Source organism: Streptomyces lienomycini, assembly GCF_027947595.1.
In the GTDB taxonomy this organism is placed as follows: domain Bacteria; phylum Actinomycetota; class Actinomycetes; order Streptomycetales; family Streptomycetaceae; genus Streptomyces; species Streptomyces lienomycini.
Window position 1 is genome coordinate 5807683 of record NZ_CP116257.1, and the last position, 18311, is coordinate 5825993.

13 protein-coding genes and 2 pseudogenes are annotated in these 18311 nt (G+C 71.2%); 6 read left to right on the plus strand and 9 right to left on the minus strand.

Going from position 1 to position 18311, the window contains the following annotated elements; genetic code table 11:
• Positions 1-169: 169 nt before the first annotated feature.
• Both BJ961_RS26515 and BJ961_RS26520 read left to right on the plus strand, forming a co-directional pair.
• A complete protein-coding gene (locus BJ961_RS26515) occupies positions 170-1264 on the plus strand; it encodes a LacI family DNA-binding transcriptional regulator (RefSeq protein ID WP_271417170.1) in 1095 nt (364 codons plus the stop codon).
• Complete coding sequence (locus BJ961_RS26520; protein WP_271415307.1) at positions 1261-2169, plus strand: carbohydrate kinase family protein; 909 nt, start codon at positions 1261-1263, stop codon at positions 2167-2169. Before BJ961_RS26515 ends, BJ961_RS26520 begins: the two co-directional genes overlap by 4 nt.
• 94 nt (positions 2170-2263) lie before the next feature.
• On the opposite strand, the gene uvrA is transcribed toward BJ961_RS26520, so the two are convergent.
• Positions 2264-5296, minus strand: coding sequence for an excinuclease ABC subunit UvrA (gene uvrA, locus BJ961_RS26525; RefSeq protein ID WP_271415308.1), 3033 nt, complete (start codon positions 5294-5296; stop codon positions 2264-2266).
• 223 nt (positions 5297-5519) lie between these two features.
• On the opposite strand from uvrA, the gene BJ961_RS26530 reads away from it, so the two are divergent.
• Complete coding sequence (locus BJ961_RS26530) at positions 5520-6206, plus strand: maleylpyruvate isomerase family mycothiol-dependent enzyme (RefSeq protein WP_271415309.1); 687 nt, start codon at positions 5520-5522, stop codon at positions 6204-6206.
• A gap of 61 nt (positions 6207-6267) precedes the next feature.
• Positions 6268-6924, plus strand: coding sequence for an MBL fold metallo-hydrolase (locus BJ961_RS26535; RefSeq protein WP_271415310.1), 657 nt, complete (start codon positions 6268-6270; stop codon positions 6922-6924).
• A 210-nt stretch (positions 6925-7134) separates the two neighbouring features.
• Here the strand turns inward: BJ961_RS26535 and aroQ are convergent, their stop codons facing one another.
• From aroQ to BJ961_RS26570, 7 genes and pseudogenes are all read right to left on the minus strand, one after another.
• Complete coding sequence (gene aroQ, locus BJ961_RS26540; protein WP_271415311.1) at positions 7135-7608, minus strand: type II 3-dehydroquinate dehydratase; 474 nt, start codon at positions 7606-7608, stop codon at positions 7135-7137.
• A gap of 169 nt (positions 7609-7777) precedes the next feature.
• A pseudogene (locus BJ961_RS26545) lies at positions 7778-8763 on the minus strand (calcium:proton antiporter); the annotation flags it as partial.
• A gap of 124 nt (positions 8764-8887) precedes the next feature.
• Positions 8888-9889 carry a TerC/Alx family metal homeostasis membrane protein gene (locus BJ961_RS26550; RefSeq protein ID WP_271415312.1) on the minus strand — a complete coding sequence of 334 codons (1002 nt, stop codon included), beginning with the start codon at positions 9887-9889 and terminating at the stop codon, positions 8888-8890.
• Between the two features lie 254 nt (positions 9890-10143).
• A pseudogene (locus BJ961_RS26555) lies at positions 10144-12188 on the minus strand (TerD family protein).
• A gap of 103 nt (positions 12189-12291) precedes the next feature.
• Entirely contained in the window at positions 12292-12870 is a 579-nt protein-coding gene (locus tag BJ961_RS26560; RefSeq protein ID WP_052841581.1) for a TerD family protein, read from the minus strand.
• A 139-nt stretch (positions 12871-13009) separates the two neighbouring features.
• Positions 13010-15148 carry an excinuclease ABC subunit UvrB gene (gene uvrB, locus BJ961_RS26565; protein WP_271415313.1) on the minus strand — a complete coding sequence of 713 codons (2139 nt, stop codon included), beginning with the start codon at positions 15146-15148 and terminating at the stop codon, positions 13010-13012.
• 40 nt (positions 15149-15188) lie between these two features.
• Positions 15189-16064, minus strand: a complete 876-nt coding sequence (locus BJ961_RS26570) for an MHYT domain-containing protein (protein ID WP_271415314.1) — start codon at positions 16062-16064, stop codon at positions 15189-15191.
• A gap of 290 nt (positions 16065-16354) precedes the next feature.
• Here BJ961_RS26570 and BJ961_RS26575 point away from each other — a divergent pair, with 290 nt between their 5' ends.
• Both BJ961_RS26575 and BJ961_RS26580 read left to right on the plus strand, forming a co-directional pair.
• Positions 16355-17224 (plus strand): glycerophosphodiester phosphodiesterase, encoded by an 870-nt coding sequence (locus BJ961_RS26575; RefSeq protein WP_271415315.1) that lies wholly within the window; start codon positions 16355-16357, stop codon positions 17222-17224.
• Positions 17225-17261: 37 nt separating this feature from the next.
• Positions 17262-17816 carry a methylated-DNA--[protein]-cysteine S-methyltransferase gene (locus BJ961_RS26580; protein ID WP_271415316.1) on the plus strand — a complete coding sequence of 185 codons (555 nt, stop codon included), beginning with the start codon at positions 17262-17264 and terminating at the stop codon, positions 17814-17816.
• Between the two features lie 33 nt (positions 17817-17849).
• Here the strand turns inward: BJ961_RS26580 and BJ961_RS26585 are convergent, their stop codons facing one another.
• A complete protein-coding gene (locus tag BJ961_RS26585) occupies positions 17850-18278 on the minus strand; it encodes a VOC family protein (protein WP_271415317.1) in 429 nt (142 codons plus the stop codon).
• Positions 18279-18311 lie beyond the last annotated feature (33 nt).

Genomic DNA, 18311 nt, shown 5'->3' on the forward strand with positions numbered 1-18311 from the left:
TGGACCGGGTGACCGGAAGGCGGGAGAGTCGAGGGGGCACGTAAACGCTTGCGCAAGCGTTTACGTGCCTCTGTGCGATGGGGTACGGTCCGGCCAGTGCGCGCGGCAAGGACACCCGGGACGACGTGTGCCCGCAGGCGCCGCGGCCGTACGCGAAGGGGGTGGGCGGGTGGTGACCATGGCCGATGTGGCGCGGAGCGCCGGGGTCTCGGTGGCTACGGTCTCGCACGTGCTCAACGACACCCGCCCGGTGCTGCCGCACACCCGTCAGGCCGTCCTCGACGCCGTCGAGGAGCTGGGCTACACCCCGAACACCCTGGCCCGTTCCCTGGTGACCTCCCGCACCCGCTCCATCGGGCTCGCGGTGTCGGCGATCAGCAACCCGTACTTCACGGAGATCCTCCAGGGCGTCGAGGCCCGCGCCCTGGAGCACGGTTACAGCCTGCTCATCGCCGACCCGCACGACGATCCCGGGCACGAGCGCAAGGTCGTCCAGTTGCTGCACGAGCGGCGCGTAGACGGCATGATCGTCGCACCGTCCGCGGACCCGCGCGCCCTCCTCGCCTATCTCGGACGCCACCGTGTGCCGGCCGTGCTCCTCGACCGGGTCGTCGACGTGCCCGAGGGCGAAGCGGCGCCGCGCCTCGACCAGATCTGCGCCGAGAGCACCGAGCCGACGGCCCGGCTGGTCGGCCATCTCGCCGGACTCGGCCACCGCAGGATCGGCCTGGTCGCGGGCCGGCCGGGGCTCAGCACCACCCGTGAGCGGATCACCGGGTACCGGCACGGCCTCGCCGCGGCGGGGCTGCCCTTCGACGAGCGGCTGCTGGTCCACGGCGACTCCGAGGCGGCCGGCGGCGAACGGGCCGCGTCGGACCTGTTGTCCCTGGCGGTGCCGCCCACCGCGCTGGTCACCGCCAACAACGCCATGACCATCGGCGCGCTGCGCGCCCTGCGGGACCGGGGCCTGTCCGTGCCCGGTGACCTCGCGCTGTGCTGCTTCGACGACTTCGCCTGGGCGGACCTCTTCTCGCCCCGGCTCACCGCCGTCGCCCAGCCCAGCAGGGACCTCGGCGCGCAGGCGGTGCGGCTTCTCCTGGAACGCCTCGCCGCGCCGGACCGGCCCGCGCGGACCGTGCGGCTGCCCTGCACCTTCGTCCACCGCACCTCCTGCGGCTGCGCCGAACGGTCCGGTCGGCCCGGACACTCCCCCGGTCCGTCCGGGAAAGCCCACGCCAAGGCCCACGAAAGGACCCTCCCGTGATCGTCGTCGCCGGTGAGGCACTGATCGACCTGGTACCGCGGGGCAGGGGCGCCCTGGCCGCGCTGCAGCCGGCGCTCGGCGGCGGTCCGTACAACACGGCCGTCGCGCTGGGCCGCCTCGGCTCGCCCGTCGCGTTCTGCTCGCGGGTGTCGTACGACGCGTTCGGCGAGGCGCTGCTGGACCGGCTGCGCGAGACCGGCGTGGACGTCTCGCCGGTGCAACGCGGGGCCGAGCCGACGACCCTCGCCGTGGCCTCGCTCGACGCGGACGGCTCGGCCGCGTACTCCTTCTACGTGGACGGGACGGCCGACCGGCTGTTCGCGCTGCCCGTCGGTCTGCCGTCCGGTACCCGGGCCGTCTCGTTCGGGACCTGTTCACTGGTCCTGGAGCCGGGCGCGAGCGCGTACGAGGAGCTGCTGCGCGAGACGGCCGCGCGGGGCGTGTTCACGGCACTGGACCCGAACATCCGGGCCGGGCTGATCCCGGACCCGGACGCCTACCGGGCCCGCTTCAGGAGCTGGCTGCCGTCGGTGTCGCTGCTGAAGCTGTCCGCCGAGGACGCCGAGTGGCTCGGCGGCACGCCGCGGGAGTGGCTCGCGGCGGGCCCTGCCGCGGTGGTGGTCACCCGGGGCGGTGCGGGGCTGACGGCGTTCACCCGTGACGGGGGCGAGTACTCGGTGCCGGGCGAGCGCGTGGCGGTGGTGGACACGATCGGCGCGGGTGACACGGTCAACGCGGCGCTGTTGCACGGCCTCGCGGTGAGGGGTGCCCTCGGTGAAGCGGCCGTGGCCGGTCTGGGCGCGGACGGCTGGGCCGGGCTGCTGGGCTTCGCCGCCCGCGCGGCGGCGGTCACCTGCTCCCGCGCGGGCGCGGAACCGCCGTACGCCCGCGAAGTCGCCGGCTGAGGGAGGCCGGTCGGCACCGGTGGCCGGGCAGGTGGGGCCAATGGACGGCGCCGGGCCCCACGGGATCACCCGTGGGGCCCGGCGCCGTCCGGACTCAGGCCTTGCTCGTCCGCGTGGTCTTCTTCGCGGCGGGCTTCGCGGCCGTCTTGGCCGTCTTGGTGGCGGTCGCCTTCTTCACGGCCGTGCCGGTGGCCGCCTTCGTGGCGGTCTTCTTGGCGGTGGCCTTGGTCGCGACCGTCTTCGCGGCCTTGCGCGGCCTGGTGACCGAGGCCGCGTCGCTGACCCGGTCGGCGCCGAGGACGTCACGCAGGAACTTGCCGGTGTGACTGGCGGGGACGCCCGCGACCTGCTCGGGCGTGCCCTCGGCGACCACCAGGCCGCCGCCGGCGCCGCCTTCGGGGCCCATGTCGACGACCCAGTCGGCGGTCTTGATCACGTCGAGGTTGTGCTCGATGACGATGACCGTGTTGCCCTTGTCGACCAGGCCCGCGAGGACGGTCAGCAGTTTGCTGATGTCCTCGAAGTGCAGACCGGTGGTCGGCTCGTCCAGGACGTAGACCGTGCGGCCGGTGGAGCGGCGCTGCAGCTCGCTGGCGAGCTTCACGCGCTGGGCCTCACCGCCGGACAGGGTGGTCGCGGACTGGCCGAGCCGGACGTAGCCGAGGCCGACGTCCTTCAGGGTCTTCATGTGCCGGGAGATGGCGGGGACGGCCTCGAAGAAGTCGGTCGCCTCCTCGATCGGCATGTTCAGCACGTCCGCGATGGACTTGCCCTTGTAGTGGACCTCCAGGGTCTCCCGGTTGTACCGGGCGCCGTGGCAGACCTCGCACGGGACGTAGACGTCCGGGAGGAAGTTCATCTCGATCTTGATGGTGCCGTCGCCCGCGCAGTTCTCGCACCGGCCGCCCTTGACGTTGAAGGAGAACCGGCCGGGCAGGTAGCCCCGGACCTTCGCCTCCGTCGTCTCGGCGAACAGCTTGCGGATGTGGTCGAAGACGCCGGTGTACGTCGCGGGGTTCGACCGCGGGGTGCGGCCGATGGGCGACTGGTCGACGTGGACGACCTTGTCGACGAGGTCGTCGCCGTCCACGCGGGTGTGCCTGCCCGGGACGTTGCGTGCGCCGTTCAGTTCGCGGGCCAGGTGCGTGTACAGGATGTCGTTGACCAGGGTCGACTTGCCGGAGCCGGAGACGCCGGTGACGGCCGTGAACACGCCCAGCGGGAAGGACACGTCGATGTCCTGGAGGTTGTTCTCCCGGGCGCCGTGCACCGTGAGCCGCCGGGAGGGGTCCTGCGGGCGCCGGATGTCGGGCAGCGGGATGGCCTTCTTGCCGGACAGGTACAGGCCGGTCTGCGACTCGGCGTTGTCGAGCAGCTCCTTGAGGGAGCCGCTGTGCACGACCTTGCCGCCGTGCTCGCCCGCGCCGGGGCCGATGTCGACGATCCAGTCGGCGACCTTGATGGTGTCCTCGTCGTGCTCGACGACGATGAGCGTGTTGCCCATGTCGCGCAGCCGGACGAGGGTCTCGATCAGCCGGTGGTTGTCGCGCTGGTGCAGGCCGATGGACGGCTCGTCGAGGACGTAGAGCACGCCGACGAGTCCGGAGCCGATCTGGGTGGCCAGGCGGATGCGCTGGGCCTCGCCGCCGGAGAGGGTCCCGGCCGCGCGGTTCAGCGAGAGGTAGTCCAGGCCGACGTCGACCAGGAACCGCAGCCGTTCGTTGACCTCCTTGAGCACGCGCTCCGCGATCTTCTTGTCGCGGGCGTTGAGCTTCAGCTCGCCCAGGAAGTCCGCGCAGTCGCTGATGGACATCGCCGAGACCTCGGCGATCGACCGGCCCATGACGGTGACCGCGAGGACGAGCGGCTTGAGGCGGGTGCCCTCGCAGGTGGGGCACGGCACCTCGCGCATGTAGCCCTCGAAGCGCTCGCGGCTGGAGTCGCTCTCGGCCTCGCTGTGCCGGCGCTTGACGAAGGGGATCGCGCCCTCGAACGCGGTGGTGTACCGGCGCTCGCGGCCGTACCGGTTGCGGTAGCGGACCTCGACCTGGGTCTTGTGGCCGTTCAGCAGGGCCTTGCGGGCGCGCAGCGGCAGGCCGGCGAAGGGGATGTCCGTCCGGAAGCCGAGCGCGTCCGCGAGGGCGCCGATCAGGCGGGCGAAGTAGTCCTTGGTGTGCCCGTGCGACCAGGGGTGGATGGCGCCCTCGTCGAGGGACTTGTCCTCGTCGGGGACGATCAGCTCCGGGTCGACCTCCATGCGCGTGCCGATACCGGAGCAGTCGGGGCAGGCGCCGAAGGGCGAGTTGAAGGAGAAGGAGCGGGGCTCCAGCTCCTCGAAGGACAGGTCGTCGTAAGGGCAGTACAGGTGCTCGGAGTACATGCGCTCGCGCTCGGGGTCGTCCTCGGGGAGGTCGACGAAGTCGAGTACGACCATGCCGCCGGACAGGCCGAGCGCGGTCTCCACGGAGTCGGTGAGGCGGCGCTTGGCGGTGTCCTTCACCGTGAGGCGGTCGACGACCACCTCGATGGTGTGCTTCTCCTGCTTCTTCAGCGTGGGCGGGTTGGACAGCTGGACGGTCTCGCCGTCCACCCGTGCGCGTGCGTAGCCCTTGGTCTGGAGGTCGGCGAAGAGATCGACGAACTCGCCCTTGCGCTCGCGCACCAGCGGCGACAGCACCTGGAAGCGGCTGCCCTCGGGCAGCTCCAGGACCTTGTCGACGATGGCCTGCGGCGACTGGCGCGAGATCGGGCGGCCGCACTCGGGACAGTGCGGCTTGCCGATGCGGGCGAAGAGCAGGCGCAGGTAGTCGTAGACCTCGGTGATGGTGCCGACCGTGGAGCGCGGGTTGCGAGAGGTCGACTTCTGGTCGATGGAGACCGCCGGGGAGAGGCCCTCGATGAAGTCGACGTCCGGCTTGTCCATCTGGCCGAGGAACTGCCGGGCGTAGGAGGAGAGCGACTCCACGTAGCGCCGCTGGCCCTCGGCGAAGATCGTGTCGAAGGCCAGGGAGGACTTGCCCGACCCGGACAGGCCCGTGAAAACGATGAGCGAGTCACGAGGCAGGTCGAGCGAGACGTTCTTCAGGTTGTGCTCGCGCGCGCCACGGACGATGAGACGGTCGGCCACGCCGGTCCGCACCTTTCTTGAGAGAAGTGACAGGGGCGGGGCCCCCGTCTTTCTCAGACTAGGGGGAGCCACTGACAACGCCGGTCGGATTCACCGGTTGTCAACAAACCCCGACTTCCCAGCATGCCCGACGCCGCAGTCGAGCTTATAGCACGTGCATTCGATTTACGGGGGTCGGCCACAACCTTCACCCGAAGGTGTGGTGCGGTCTAGGGTCAGCAGCATGATTGATCACGCTCATGACCTGGCGTCTGTACGTGACGCTACCGAGCGGCTGCTGACCGCGGTCGGGAAACTGGACAACGCGTCCGTGACGGAGTCGTCACGGCTGCCCGGCTGGAGCCGCGGTCACGTCCTCGCCCACCTCGCCCGCAACGCCGACGCCCTCGTGAACGTCCTCGAAGGACGCCCCATGTACGTCTCCGGCGAGGCCCGGGACGCCGACATCGAGCGGGACGCCCCCCGCCCCCTCGACGGCCAGCTCGCCGACGTGCGCGAGAGCGCGGACCGGTTCCAGCAGACGGGGGCGGCCCCCGCGGACTGGTCACGCACGGTGGAGCTGCGCAACGGGGTCACCGACTCGGCCTCCAGGGTGCCGTTCCGGCGGTGGGCCGAGGTGGAACTGCACCACGTGGACCTGGGCGTCGGCTACGAGCTGGAGGACCTTCCGGCGGAGTTCACCGAGCGGGAGACGGCCTTCCTCGCCGCCCGGTTCACCGGGCACCCCGACGTGCCGCCCACCCGGCTCACGGACGGCACGCGCGCGTGGCGCACGGGACGGGAGGCCGACGCCCCCGCGGTGACCGTCACCGGTCCCCCGGCCGACCTGCTCGGCTGGCTCGCCGGTCGCCGCGAGGGCACCGCGCTCACGGTGGAGGGCGGAGCGCTGCCGGCGCTGCCTCCCCTGTAGGCAGGCAGAAGGCGCCCGGGAGGCGGCTTGCGGGCACCCTCCCGGCGCTAGGCTGGCCGTCATGACGTACAGCGGAGAGGTGCGGGTCGGCGGCCCCGCCGACGTGCACGAGCTCAAGGACCTGATGATCACCAAGGTCGCGGTCGGTCCGATGGACAACAACGCCTATCTGCTGCGCTGCCGGGCCACCGACGAGCAGCTGCTGATCGACGCGGCCAACGACGCGCACACCCTGCTCGGCACGATCGGTGACGACGGCATCGCGTCCGTCGTCACCACCCACCGCCACGGCGACCACTGGCAGGCGCTCGCCGAGGTCGTCGCGGCCACCGGCGCCCGCACCCACGCCGGCCGGCACGACGCCGAGGGCATCCCGGTGCCGACCGACGTCCTGGTCGACGACGGCGACACGATCCGGGTCGGGCAGGTGGAGCTCACCGCGCGCCACCTGGTCGGACACACGCCGGGCTCCATCGTCCTGGTCTACGACGACCCGCACGGGCATCCTCACGTGTTCACCGGGGACTGCCTCTTCCCGGGCGGTGTGGGCAACACCCACAAGGATCCGAAGGCGTTCGCGAGCCTGATCCACGACGTGGAGACCAAGGTCTTCGACACGCTCCCGGACGAGGCATGGGTCTACCCGGGGCACGGCAACGACACCACGCTCGGCGCGGAGCGCCCCCACCTGCCGGAATGGCGGGCGCGCGGCTGGTGACAGCCGGGCACGGTCCACGGGCGACCGGCGCCGTGCATGCCCCGTGTGAAGCGTTCGCACGCACCAGTGAGCCGCGCGCGCTCCCGGGACACGGGTGCGGCGCGGTCGACTGGTGACTGCCCCGCGCAGGGCGACGGCTCCTGGGCGGCACGGGCCGTCGGCCTCCCCATCCCCGCCCCCGGCCGGCGGCCCCGGCGCGTCAGGGGTGCGTCAGGCCCTGGCCGATCCGGCCCCGGCCAGGGCCGCGATGCGCTCCACGCCGAACACGTACCCCTGTACGCCGCATCCCGCGACGACCCCGTCGGCGCGCTGCGAGACGTAGGAGTGGTGCCGGAACGGCTCACGCTGGTGGATGTTGGAGATGTGGACCTCCACCACCGGCAGCCCGTCGCAGGCGTTGAGCGCGTCCAGGACGGCGACGGACGTGTGCGAGTACGCGGCCGGGTTGATCACGATGCCGCAGTGGTTCAATCGGGCCTCGTGGATCCAGTCGACCAGTTCGCCCTCGTGGTTGGACTGGCGGAAGTCCACCGTGCCGCCGTGCGCGGCCGCCGCCTTCACACAGAGGGCCTCGACGTCGGCGAGGGTGTCGGAGCCGTAGATCTCCGGCTGCCGCTGGCCCAGCAGGTTCAGGTTGGGGCCGTTGAGGATCATGATCGGGGCGTTGGCCAGGGTGCGGGGCACGGTTCCTCCGGTCCGTGAGGGGTGCGGCGGCCCGTGCGCGACCGCTGCTCGGCCCCCGGTCTATCACGGTGCGCCGCGGCGACGGCGTGCCGGACCTCGCGCGGAGGACGGCTGTCGCGTTCCCACGTCGCGTGCCCGCCCGAGCCCTCGCCCCGGTCCGCCCGGTCCAGGGGTTGACGGCCAGTTCCAGGTACGCCGCGAACAGCACCAGGTGGACGCCGCCCTGCAAGGGGGTGGCCCGGCCGGGTACGACCGTCAGCGAGGCCACGACCACGGTCAGGGCGAGCAGCACCATGTGGAGGGAGCTGAGGCCGAGGACCAGTGGCCCCGAGAGCCACACGGAGGCCAGGGCGACCGCCGGGATGGTCAGGCCGATGCTGGCCATGGCCGAGCCGAGCGCGAGGTTCAGGCTGGTCTGCACCCGGTCGCGGCGCGCGGAGCGCACCGCGGCGATGGTCTCGGGGAGCAGGACCAGCAGCCCCAGGCTGGTCAGAGCGGTGCGGGAGGACGGTGCGTGGGCGTGCTCCTCGGCCGTGATCACCTCCCCCTGGCGGGTGATCGGCAGGAAGTAGTCGCGGTGGCGCACGGTCAGGGTCGCGACGAACAGGCCGTAGAGGGCGAGCGAGGACAGCGCCGCGAAGGTCAGCTGCACGGTCGAGAACTCCGGGCCGGGCGCGCTGGTGGTGAACGTCGGCAGGACCAGGCTGAGTGTGGCGAGGGTCGCCACCGTGGCGAGGGCGGCCCCGGTGCCCTCGGTGTTGAACACGGCGGTCCCGTGCCGCGGTGAAGCGACCAGCAGGCCGAGGCCGACCACCCCGTTGCAGGTGATCATGACGGCTGCGAAGACCGTGTCCCTGGCCAGGGAGGCGCTCTTGTCGCCGCCGTCCGCCATCAGGGTCACGATGAGCGCGACCTCGATGACCGTGACGGCGACGGCGACGGCGAGGACCAGGGAGCCGAAGGGCTCCCCGACCCGGTGGGCGACCACCTCGGCATGGTGCACGGCGGCCAGGACGGACGCCGCCAGAACGATCGTGAGCAGCGCGACGACCACCCCGGGCAGGAAGCGGCCCCAGGTCAGGACGAGCAGGACGACGGCGATCACGGCACGGCGGTCGTCCACTGTGCGAGGAGCGCCCTGGGTCCGGTGACCATGCGGCGATCGTCGCAGAGAGCGACGGGCGTCGTACTCCGGGTTCCCGGCCGGCCCTCTCGCCCCTCCCGGCACGCCGGAGCGGCGAACGGCTGGGCGCCGTTCGCCGCTCCGGGACCCGGTGGTTCAGGCCTCGACGCTGTCCTTCGAGGTGTCGCCGCTCGCGGCGGCGGCCGCCTCCGCCTCGGCCTGCTTCTTCGAGGCGCGGAGGCTGGTGATCGTGGTGACGATCAGGACGGAGCAGATCACGCCGAGCGAGACCGGAATGCTGATCTCGGGGACGTGGACGCCGGACTCGTGCAGCGCGTGCAGCACCAGCTTGACGCCGATGAAGCCCAGGATCACGGACAGGCCGTAGGAGAGGTGGACCAGCTTCCTCAGCAGGCCGCCGATGAGGAAGTACAGCTGCCTGAGGCCCATCAGGGCGAACGCGTTGGCCGTGAACACGATGTACGGGTCCTGCGTCAGGCCGAAGATCGCCGGGATGGAGTCGAGCGCGAAGAGCACGTCGGTGGTGCCGATCGCGAGCATCACGACCAGCATCGGGGTCATGATCCGCTTGCCGTTCTCCTCGATCCACAGCTTGGTGCCGTGGTACCGGTCGGCGACGCCGAAGCGGCGCTCGGCGGCCTTGAGGAGCTTGTTCTCCTCGAAGTCCTCGTCCTCCTCGTCGGCCCGCGCCTCCTGGATGAGCTTCCAGGCGGTGTAGATGAGGAAGGCGCCGAAGATGTAGAAGACCCAGGCGAAGCTGGCGAGGATCGCGGCACCCGCGGCGATGAAGATGGCCCTGAGGACCAGGGCTATGAGGACACCGATGAGCAGAACCCGCTGCTGGTACTGCGAGGGCACCGCGAACTTCGCCATGATCAGGACGAAGACGAAGAGGTTGTCCACGCTCAGCGACTTCTCGGTGATGAAGCCCGCGAAGAACTCGCCCCCGGGTTCACCGCCGCCGAAGAGCAGCAGGCCGAGCCCGAAGAGGCCCGCCAGGGCGATCCACACACCGGTCCAGATGCCGGCTTCCTTGATCGATACGTCGTGCGGTTTGCGGCCGATGAAGAAATCGACCGAGATGAGGGCGGCGAGGCCCACGATGGTCAGGACCCACAGGGTCACGGAAACTTCCACTACGCCTCCGGCAGTACGTCACACGGCAGATGTCAGCGTCGTCGCTGCCGGAGGTCTCTTCCACCCGGGCGTCCGGGACACGTGACGCGTCCGGAAGCCACGGGCCGACGCCCCGGGATCTGGCCTGATCCGTATTGACGGGTACGCCGCAGCAGATAGGGAGTACTCCCCTCCGTACGGACGACAGTACCCCAATCCCCAAGGGAAGGTAAAGAGATTTGCAAATAAAGCTCAAAAGCCCAGCTCGGAGGCGTCTACCTGCCCCATGGTCGGCGGGCCGACGCGACCTGTGCGAGGACCTGCTGAAGCACCTGGCTGCCGGGTGGCACGAGCGAGGGCTCGTACGTCCAGGCATGCCCGACCCACGGGTCGGCGAGGTGGTCGTCGGCCACCGGCGTCAGCCGCAGCAGCGAGCGCCACAGCGGGTCGAGCAGCGGTCCGTACCCGGCGGACTCCTCGCGGTCGGCGACGATCATCAGATGGACGCCGACGGCCGGGCCCTCGTCGGCCAGGTAGCGCAGCTGGTTGACCGCGCGGTCGTCGAAGCCGTGCGGGAACTCGTTGACGATCAGTAGCTGCTGGGAGGTGTCGAGGCCGGGCGGGAGTGCGTCGGGAGCACCTGCGCGCAACGCCATCTGCACCAGGTCGACACGCTGGGTGAGACGGGCGAGTACGTCCGCGGCCCCCGCCGCACCGTGGGCGGGCGGCGCGGCGAGCACCCCGCTCCGCACCAGCGGCGCCAGTGCCTGCGTCCCGGATCCGGCGGGGTCGATGACGTGCACGGTGAACTCGCCCGCCGGGTAGACGGCGAGCAGCCGGGCCGCGTGGGCGACGGCCGCCTCCAGGCCCAGGCGGCGCATCTCGTGGGAGTCGGCCGACGAACCGTCGGTCGAGGTGGAGCGCCCGCTGTCGATCCACAGCCCGCGCTCCAGCGGCAGCCTCATCAGCATCGGAACGCGTATGCCGTCGGCCTCGGGCAGATGGAGATCGCCCAGCCGCAGGGCCATGGGGATCTCCATGGGGACGCGGTAGGCGTGCCAGACGGGGTTGTCCCAGCGCGCGAAGGCGGCCGGCAGGGCGGGTTCGACGACCCCGGCCTCCGCGACGAGCTGGGCGACGTCCCGGTCCAGGACCTCCCTGGCCTGCGACACCAACTGGCCGTGCCGGGCGCGCGCCGCTTCCCGGGCGGCGTCGCCCTGCCCGCCGATCCGGTTGCGCGGGTCGGACAGGGCCTGGTCGAGTTCCTTCTCCATGCGGGAGTCGGCGAAGTCGACGGCGCTGCGGTAGGCGGCCGCGGTGCGGGCAAGGTCCTCGAACATGCCCCACACCTGGTTGTAGAGCCGCTCCTCCATGGACCAGCCGGTGGCGTCACCGGCCACGGGCCGGGCGGGCTGTCCCGGCTCGGCCGGGGGCGCGGTCGGCGGGGGCGGGGGCGGTGCCGCGTTCTGTCGCCTGGGGTGGCTGTAGTCGATCGGGCCGCCCGCGGCGGGCGTGGACGGCCGGCCGGCGTGGGCGGGGTCCGGGGCCCGTCCGGGCAGGGCTGTTGCGTCCCGTGCTGTCCAGGCGCCCCGGGCGGCTGCGGGGCGGGCGCGGGGGCACCCTGGGCGTCGTACGGAGAGGCCGGAGCTACGGGGCCGGAGCCGGCCTGGGGCGCGGTGCCGTGGTCCGGGCCGTGTGCCGGGGTGGCCGCCGGGCGGGCGCGGTCGCCGTCCGCGGCGCGTGCCGGAGGGGCCGGCACCGAACGGGCCAGGCCGCTCGCCACCGCCTCCTGGATGCGGCCCGCGAGCTGATGGGCCTGGGGCAGGTTCTGGTCGGTCAGCAGCTCGGGGAGGCCCCCCGCGTAGCCCTGGCCGACGGCGCGCACCTTCCAGGTGTCCTGTCGCCGGTAGAGCTCCAGCGCGACGACGGCGGACTCGGCGTCCAGGCCGGTGATGGTGTAGCTGGCGACCTCGTCGCCGTCGAGGCCGGTGACCGAGACGAAGGGGGCTGCGACGGCCCCGAACCGGACCGGGCCCGCCCCGCCGACGGGCAGGGCGAGCAGCACGCTGACGCGGTGTACGGCGTCCGGCACGGCGTCGAGGTCCACGGCGAGGCGGTGGTCTGCGGCGGCCTGGCGGGAGACTTCCAGGCCCGGCAGGGTGGGGCTGCCCGGGTGGGCCACCTGCTCGACGCCGTGGACGGTGCCGTTCTCGTCGCCGAGCGTGGCCCCGGCCACGACCGGTGTGCCGGCCGAGACCCGGATCTCGAGACGGGCCCGGGGAAGCGGGTGGTTCTGTCCCCGCGTCAGCTCGGCCGTCATCGCCTTCCCCCTGTGTCACTCGTGTCGCTCGCGCGTCTCCCGCAAGACGTCGTGCGGGAATCGCCGGTCCCGCGTACGGGACCGGCCGGTTGGTGTCGGACTGCTACAGGACCGGCAGGATCGCCGGCATCAGGTCCTGGAAGGTGCGGCCGTTGGCCGGGGTGCCGATGGCGGTCATGGCCCAGCCCTGGCCCGCGCGGTGCACCTTGGCCATGATCTGGGCCGTGAAGGCCCCGCCTCCGGCCAGGGTGTAGCGGGCGAGTTCCTGGCCGTTGGTCTCGTCGACCAGACGGCAGAACGCGTTCTGCACTTCTTGGAAGGTCTGGCCCGTGAACGAGTTCACGGTGAAGACGATCTGGTCGATGTGGACCGGAACGCGCTGCAGGTCGACGAGGATCGCCTCGTCGTCGCCGCCCTGGCCGACACCGCCGACGAGGTTGTCCCCGGTGTGGCGGACCGATCCGTCGTCGCTCACCAGGTGGCGGAAGAAGACGACGTCCACCGGCTGCTTGTCGGCGAAGAGGACCGCGGAGGCGTCCAGGTCGATCTCCCGGGTGCGCGAGCCGAACAGGCCGCGCCGGGGAGCCGCCTGCCAGCCGAGACCCATGCGCACCGACGTCAGGCTGCCGCCGTCGCTCTTCTGCAGACTGATGGCCTGACCCTTGGTCATGTTGACGGTCACGCGCTGATCCCCTCTCGAACTGTCCCCTGTTGCCGCGGTGCTCGCGGTTGACCAGAACCCTACGCAGGGGCGCTGACAGTGACCCACCCCGGTTCGCACTTTGTGTCGGTGTTGCAACACAGCGCTGACCGGCGCACGGTCAGGCCAGCCCCGCCTCTCTCATCTGGCGCAGTTCCTTCTTCATCTCGGAGACCTCGTCGCGCAGCCGGGCCGCGATCTCGAACTGGAGGTCTGCCGCGGCGGCCCGCATACGGGTGGTGAGGTCCTCGATCTGCTCGGCGAGTTCCGCCGCGGGGCGGTCGGTCACCGGCGTCTCCTTGGCCCTGCCCTTGGCCGCCTTGGCACCGCCCGGCGCCTGGCCCCCCAGCGCGGGCACGGGGGCCTTGGCGCCCTTGCCCTCCTTCACCTGGCGGTAGCCCGAGCCGAGGAGCTGCTCGGTGTCGACGTCCTCGCGGGCGATCTGGGCGACGATGTCGTTGATCTTCTTGCGGAGCGGCTGCGGGTCGATGCCGTTCGCCTTGTTGAACGCGACCTGCTTCTCGCGGCGGCGGTTGGTCTCGTCGATGGCCTTCTCCATCGCCGGGGTGATCTTGTCCGCGTACATGTGGACCTGGCCGGAGACATTGCGCGCCGCGCGGCCGATGGTCTGGATCAGGGAGGTCCCCGAGCGCAGGAAGCCCTCCTTGTCGGCGTCGAGGATCGCCACCAGGGAGACCTCGGGCAGGTCGAGGCCCTCGCGCAGCAGGTTGATGCCGACCAGGACGTCGTACTCCCCGGCGCGCAGCTCACGCAGCAGTTCGACGCGGCGCAGGGTGTCGACGTCGCTGTGGAGGTAACGGACCTGGATGCCGAGCTCCAGGAAGTAGTCGGTGAGGTCCTCGGCCATCTTCTTGGTGAGGGTGGTGACCAGGACGCGCTCGTCCTTCTCGGTCCGCTTGCGGATCTCGTGCACCAGGTCGTCGATCTGGCCCTCGGTGGGCTTGACGACGACCTCCGGGTCGACGAGGCCGGTGGGGCGGATGATCTGCTCGACGGCTCCGTCCGAGCGGGAGAGCTCGTAGGCGCCCGGGGTCGCCGACAGGTACACGGTCTGCCCGATGCGTCCCTGGAACTCCTCCCACTTCAGCGGGCGGTTGTCGAGCGCGGAGGGCAGCCGGAAGCCGTGGTCGACCAGGGTCCGCTTGCGGGAGGCGTCGCCCTCGTACATGGCGCCGATCTGCGGCACCGTGACGTGCGACTCGTCGATGACGAGGAGGAAGTCGTCCGGGAAGTAGTCCAGCAGGGTGTTCGGCGGGGAGCCGGGCAGGCGGCCGTCGAAGTGCATCGAGTAGTTCTCGACGCCGGAGCAGGACCCGATCTGGCGGAGCATCTCGAGGTCGTACGTCGTGCGCATCCGCAGTCGCTGGGCCTCCAGGAGCTTGCCCTGCTTCTCCAGCTCCGTCAGGCGCTCGGCCAGCTCCTTCTCGATGTCGTTGACGGCCCGCTCCAGGCGCTCGGGTCCGGCGACGTAGTGGGAGGCCGGGAAGACGTACAGCTGCTGGTCGTCGCTGATGATCTCGCCGGTGACCGGGTGGAGCGTGGACAGGGCCTCGATCTCGTCGCCGAACATCTCGATGCGGACGGCCAGCTCCTCGTAGACCGGGAAGATCTCGATGGTGTCGCCGCGCACCCGGAAGGTGCCGCGGGCGAAGGCCATGTCGTTGCGCGTGTACTGGATGTCGACGAAGCGGCGCAGCAGCTCGTCCCGGTCGTGCTCCTCGCCGACCCGGAGCGGGACCATGCGGTCCACGTACTCCTGCGGGGTGCCGAGGCCGTAGATGCAGGAGACGGAGGCGACCACGACGACGTCGCGGCGGGTGAGCAGCGAGTTGGTCGCGGAGTGGCGCAGGCGCTCCACCTCCTCGTTGATCGAGGAGTCCTTCTCGATGTAGGTGTCCGACTGCGGGACGTAGGCCTCGGGCTGGTAGTAGTCGTAGTACGAGACGAAGTACTCGACGGCGTTGTTCGGCAGCAGCTCGCGGAACTCGTTGGCCAGCTGGGCGGCCAGGGTCTTGTTCGGCGCCATCACGAGGGTGGGGCGCTGGAGCTTCTCGATCATCCACGCGGTGGTGGCGGACTTGCCGGTGCCGGTGGCGCCGAGGAGGACGACGTCCTTCTCGCCTGCCTCGACGCGCCGGGCCAGCTCGGCGATGGCCGCCGGCTGGTCGCCGTTCGGCTGGTAGGGGCTGACGACCTCGAAGGGCGCCACCGTGCGTTCGATCTGGGAAACGGGCCGCATGTGTTCCACCGTACGACCCCGCACTGACAACGGGTCCCGATCAGTGGTTCTGCGGGGTGCGGGGGCGCCGGTGGGCGAGGGGGCGGCGGAGGCGCGCGGGGTGGTGTGCCGGGTGCCGGATCGCGCGGGGGGCTCCGGTGTGGGCGGGGATGCCGGGCTTGCGCTCCGCGGGTGCCGCCGCGGGCTTCCCCATGACCATCAGCGGGTCGAACAGGACGACGACGCCGGCCACGAGGAGGAAGGCGAGGGGGCCGATCAGCATGGGGGCGAGCAGTTCGGCGGAGGACCCGTCGAGCGAGGGCTCGGACGTGCCGCTGAGATGGACGTCGAGGGCGGCCATGCCCGTGTAGTGCATGCCGGTGACGGCCAGCCCCATGACCAGGGCGGCGCCGACGCTCCACAGGAAGCCCCGGACCTGTCCGGCCGCCCACAGGGCGGCGGTGGCGGCGGCCATGGCTATGGCGACGGACACACCGACGGTGAAGGTGTTGTAGGTCAGCCGGCCGTCCAGATGCATCCCGGCCATCCCCAGGTAGTGCATCGAGGCGATGCCCAGACCGGTGACGGTGCCGCCGGTGAACAGGGCCGTCCCGCGCGCGCCCCGGTAGCCGACGATGAAGATTCCGACGCCCACCATGACGATGGCGACGGCGAGGCTCGCGAAGGTCATGGGCCCGTCGTAGCGGATCGGCGTGTGCTCGATGGAGAACCCCATCATGGCGACGAAGTGCATGGTCCAGATGCCGGAGCCGATCGCCGCCGAGCCGAGGGCCAGCCAGCCGGGGCGCCAGGAGCGGGTGACCAGCATGGCCCTGGTGGTGCAGCGCAGACCGAGGGCACCGCCGAGGCAGGCCATGAGGTAGGCCACCAGCGGTGTGACGAGCCCGTAGCTGAATCCGTCGACCGTGCTTTGCATGTGCGGCTGCCCTTCCGCCTTCTTACGCCCCGGTTGTGTCCCGGATTCTCCTGATGTGCGCACCCTCCCAGGACCGCGCGAACGATCAGGGTCGAGGCAGAGAGTATGGCTTCCACCGGAATGGTCGAACGATTCTCCGGCAAAGAATCACGGTCTCGCCCCACTTGTGCCGCCTCCGTGAGCGTAGTTGAGCAACTCCATTCAGCCTGTGGCCACTCTGCACCCCTCTTTCGTTGACTCTCTGATGTCACAGTGGTGCTGTCCGTGATCGTCAGACGCGAGGAGTACGCATGTCTGTGCGCGCAGTTGCCGTCACGACCACCGCTCTGCTGGGGGTCGCCCTCACGGCTCCCCTCTCGCACGCCCGAGCCGACGGGGCGGGCGGCGACGGGCCCAGCGTCGTGGCGCACCGGGGTGCTTCCGGATATGCGCCGGAGAACACCCTGGCCGCCGTGGACCGGGCGGCCGACCTGGGCATCCGATGGGTGGAGAACGACGTCCAGCGCACCAGGGACGGCGAACTCGTCGTCGTCCACGACGAGAGCCTGAAGCGTACGACCGACGTGGAGGAGGTCTTCCCGGACCGGTCCCCGTGGATGGTGAAGGACTTCACCGCCGCGGAGATCGCGCGGCTGGACGCGGGGAGCTGGTTCGGGTCGGAGTACGCGGGCGCGCGCGTGCCGACGCTGAAGCAGTACGTGGACCGCCTGGACCACAACCACCAGAAGCTGCTGCTGGAGCTGAAGAGCCCCGGCCTGTATCCGGGGATCGAGCAGCAGACCCTCAAGGTCCTCGCCAACGAGGGCTGGCTCGACCGGCGGCACGTGGCGGGGCGGCTGGTCGTGCAGAGCTTCGACGCCGACAGCATCCGGACGGTCCACGACCTCAAGCCCGCCGTCAAGACCGGGTTCCTCGGCACTCCGGCCGTGTCGGAGCTGCCGGCGTACGCGGAGTTCGCCGACCAGATCAACCCGTCGTACGGCTCCCTGTCCATGAGCTACGTGTCCTCGGTCCACGCCTTCACGGGGCCGCACGGCAGGCCGCTGGAGGTCCTCGCCTGGACGGTGAACGACGCGGACACCGCGCGCCGGGTCGCCGGGTACGACGTCGACGGCATCATCACCAACAAGCCCGACGTGGTGCGGGGCGCCGTGGACTGATCCGGGCGGTGTCAGTGGCGGGCCGTACCGTGGGCGCATGGACAGCCATGGGCAGTACGAACAGCGGCTCGTGTGGACCGTCGTCGGCACCGGCATCGGTCCCCTGCTGCTGGCCGCCACCCGCGAGGGTCTGGTCAACGTGGTCTTCCATGCCACGGACGCCGTGCGCGACCGGGCGCTTCACGGGCTCGCGGCCCGGCTGGGCACGGAGCCCGTCGAGGCGCCCGGCTCCCCGCTGCTGGCCGAGGCGACAGGCCAGGTGGAGGCGTACTTCGCGGGCAGGCGACGCGACTTCGACCTGCCGTTGGACTGGTCGCTGATCTCCGGTTTCAACCGGCAGGTGCTGCGCGAACTGGCGTCCGGCGTGCCCTACGGATCGGTCGTCGGCTACGGGGACCTGGCCGACCGGGTGGGCCGGTCAGGCGCCGCGCAGGCGGTGGGCATGGCCATGGGCGCCAATCCGCTGCCGGTCGTCGTGCCGTGCCACCGGGTCGTCGAGAGCGGCGGTGGCATCGGCGGGTTCGGCGGCGGCGTGGACACCAAGAGGCTGCTGCTCGCGCTGGAGGGCGTACTGCCCGAGCCGTTGTTCTGAGGCGCCGCGGGGGTCGGGCGCGGCCAGTCGTGGCTAGTCGTAGTGTCGGGCCTCGACGATGTTGCCGTCCGGGTCGCCGAAGTAGAAGCTTCGCCTGGCCGTGCCGCGGGCGCCGTAGGAGTCGTACGAGAGGTCCGAGACCGGGACGGACCGCTCCTCGAGGCGGGTGCGCAGTGCGTCGAAGTCGTGCGCGGGCAGGGACACGCAGATGTGGTTGACGGGGTGCCCCGCGCTGGCGTCGGCGCCGGGAACCACGCGCATCCGTTCCACCATGGAGTGCGGTGCGAGGTCGAGGAGGGTCTCGTCGTTGAGGCGTACGGAGGGGAAGCTCACGGTCCCCGCGGCGTACTCGGTGATCCGCAGGGGTTCGAGCCCCAGGGTCTTCTCGTAGAAGTCGGCCGCGGCCACCGGGTCGCGCACCCAGAGGACGACGTGGTCGAGACGTGTCGTGTTGTCCGTCATGGTCCCAGGCTCGTGGGCTGCCGCGCGAGCCGC

Bases quoted from the DNA above. Each gene is read 5' to 3' on its own strand.
- BJ961_RS26575 (WP_271415315.1), top strand. From the start codon at position 16,355: ATGTCTGTGCGCGCAGTTGCCGTCACGACCACCGCTCTGCTGGGGGTC.
- BJ961_RS26535 (WP_271415310.1), top strand. From the start codon at position 6,268: ATGACGTACAGCGGAGAGGTGCGGGTCGGCGGCCCCGCCGACGTGCAC.
- uvrB (WP_271415313.1), bottom strand. From the start codon at position 15,148: ATGCGGCCCGTTTCCCAGATCGAACGCACGGTGGCGCCCTTCGAGGTC.
- BJ961_RS26570 (WP_271415314.1), bottom strand. From the start codon at position 16,064: ATGCAAAGCACGGTCGACGGATTCAGCTACGGGCTCGTCACACCGCTG.
- BJ961_RS26585 (WP_271415317.1), bottom strand. From the start codon at position 18,278: ATGACGGACAACACGACACGTCTCGACCACGTCGTCCTCTGGGTGCGC.
- BJ961_RS26580 (WP_271415316.1), top strand. From the start codon at position 17,262: ATGGACAGCCATGGGCAGTACGAACAGCGGCTCGTGTGGACCGTCGTC.
- BJ961_RS26530 (WP_271415309.1), top strand. From the start codon at position 5,520: ATGATTGATCACGCTCATGACCTGGCGTCTGTACGTGACGCTACCGAG.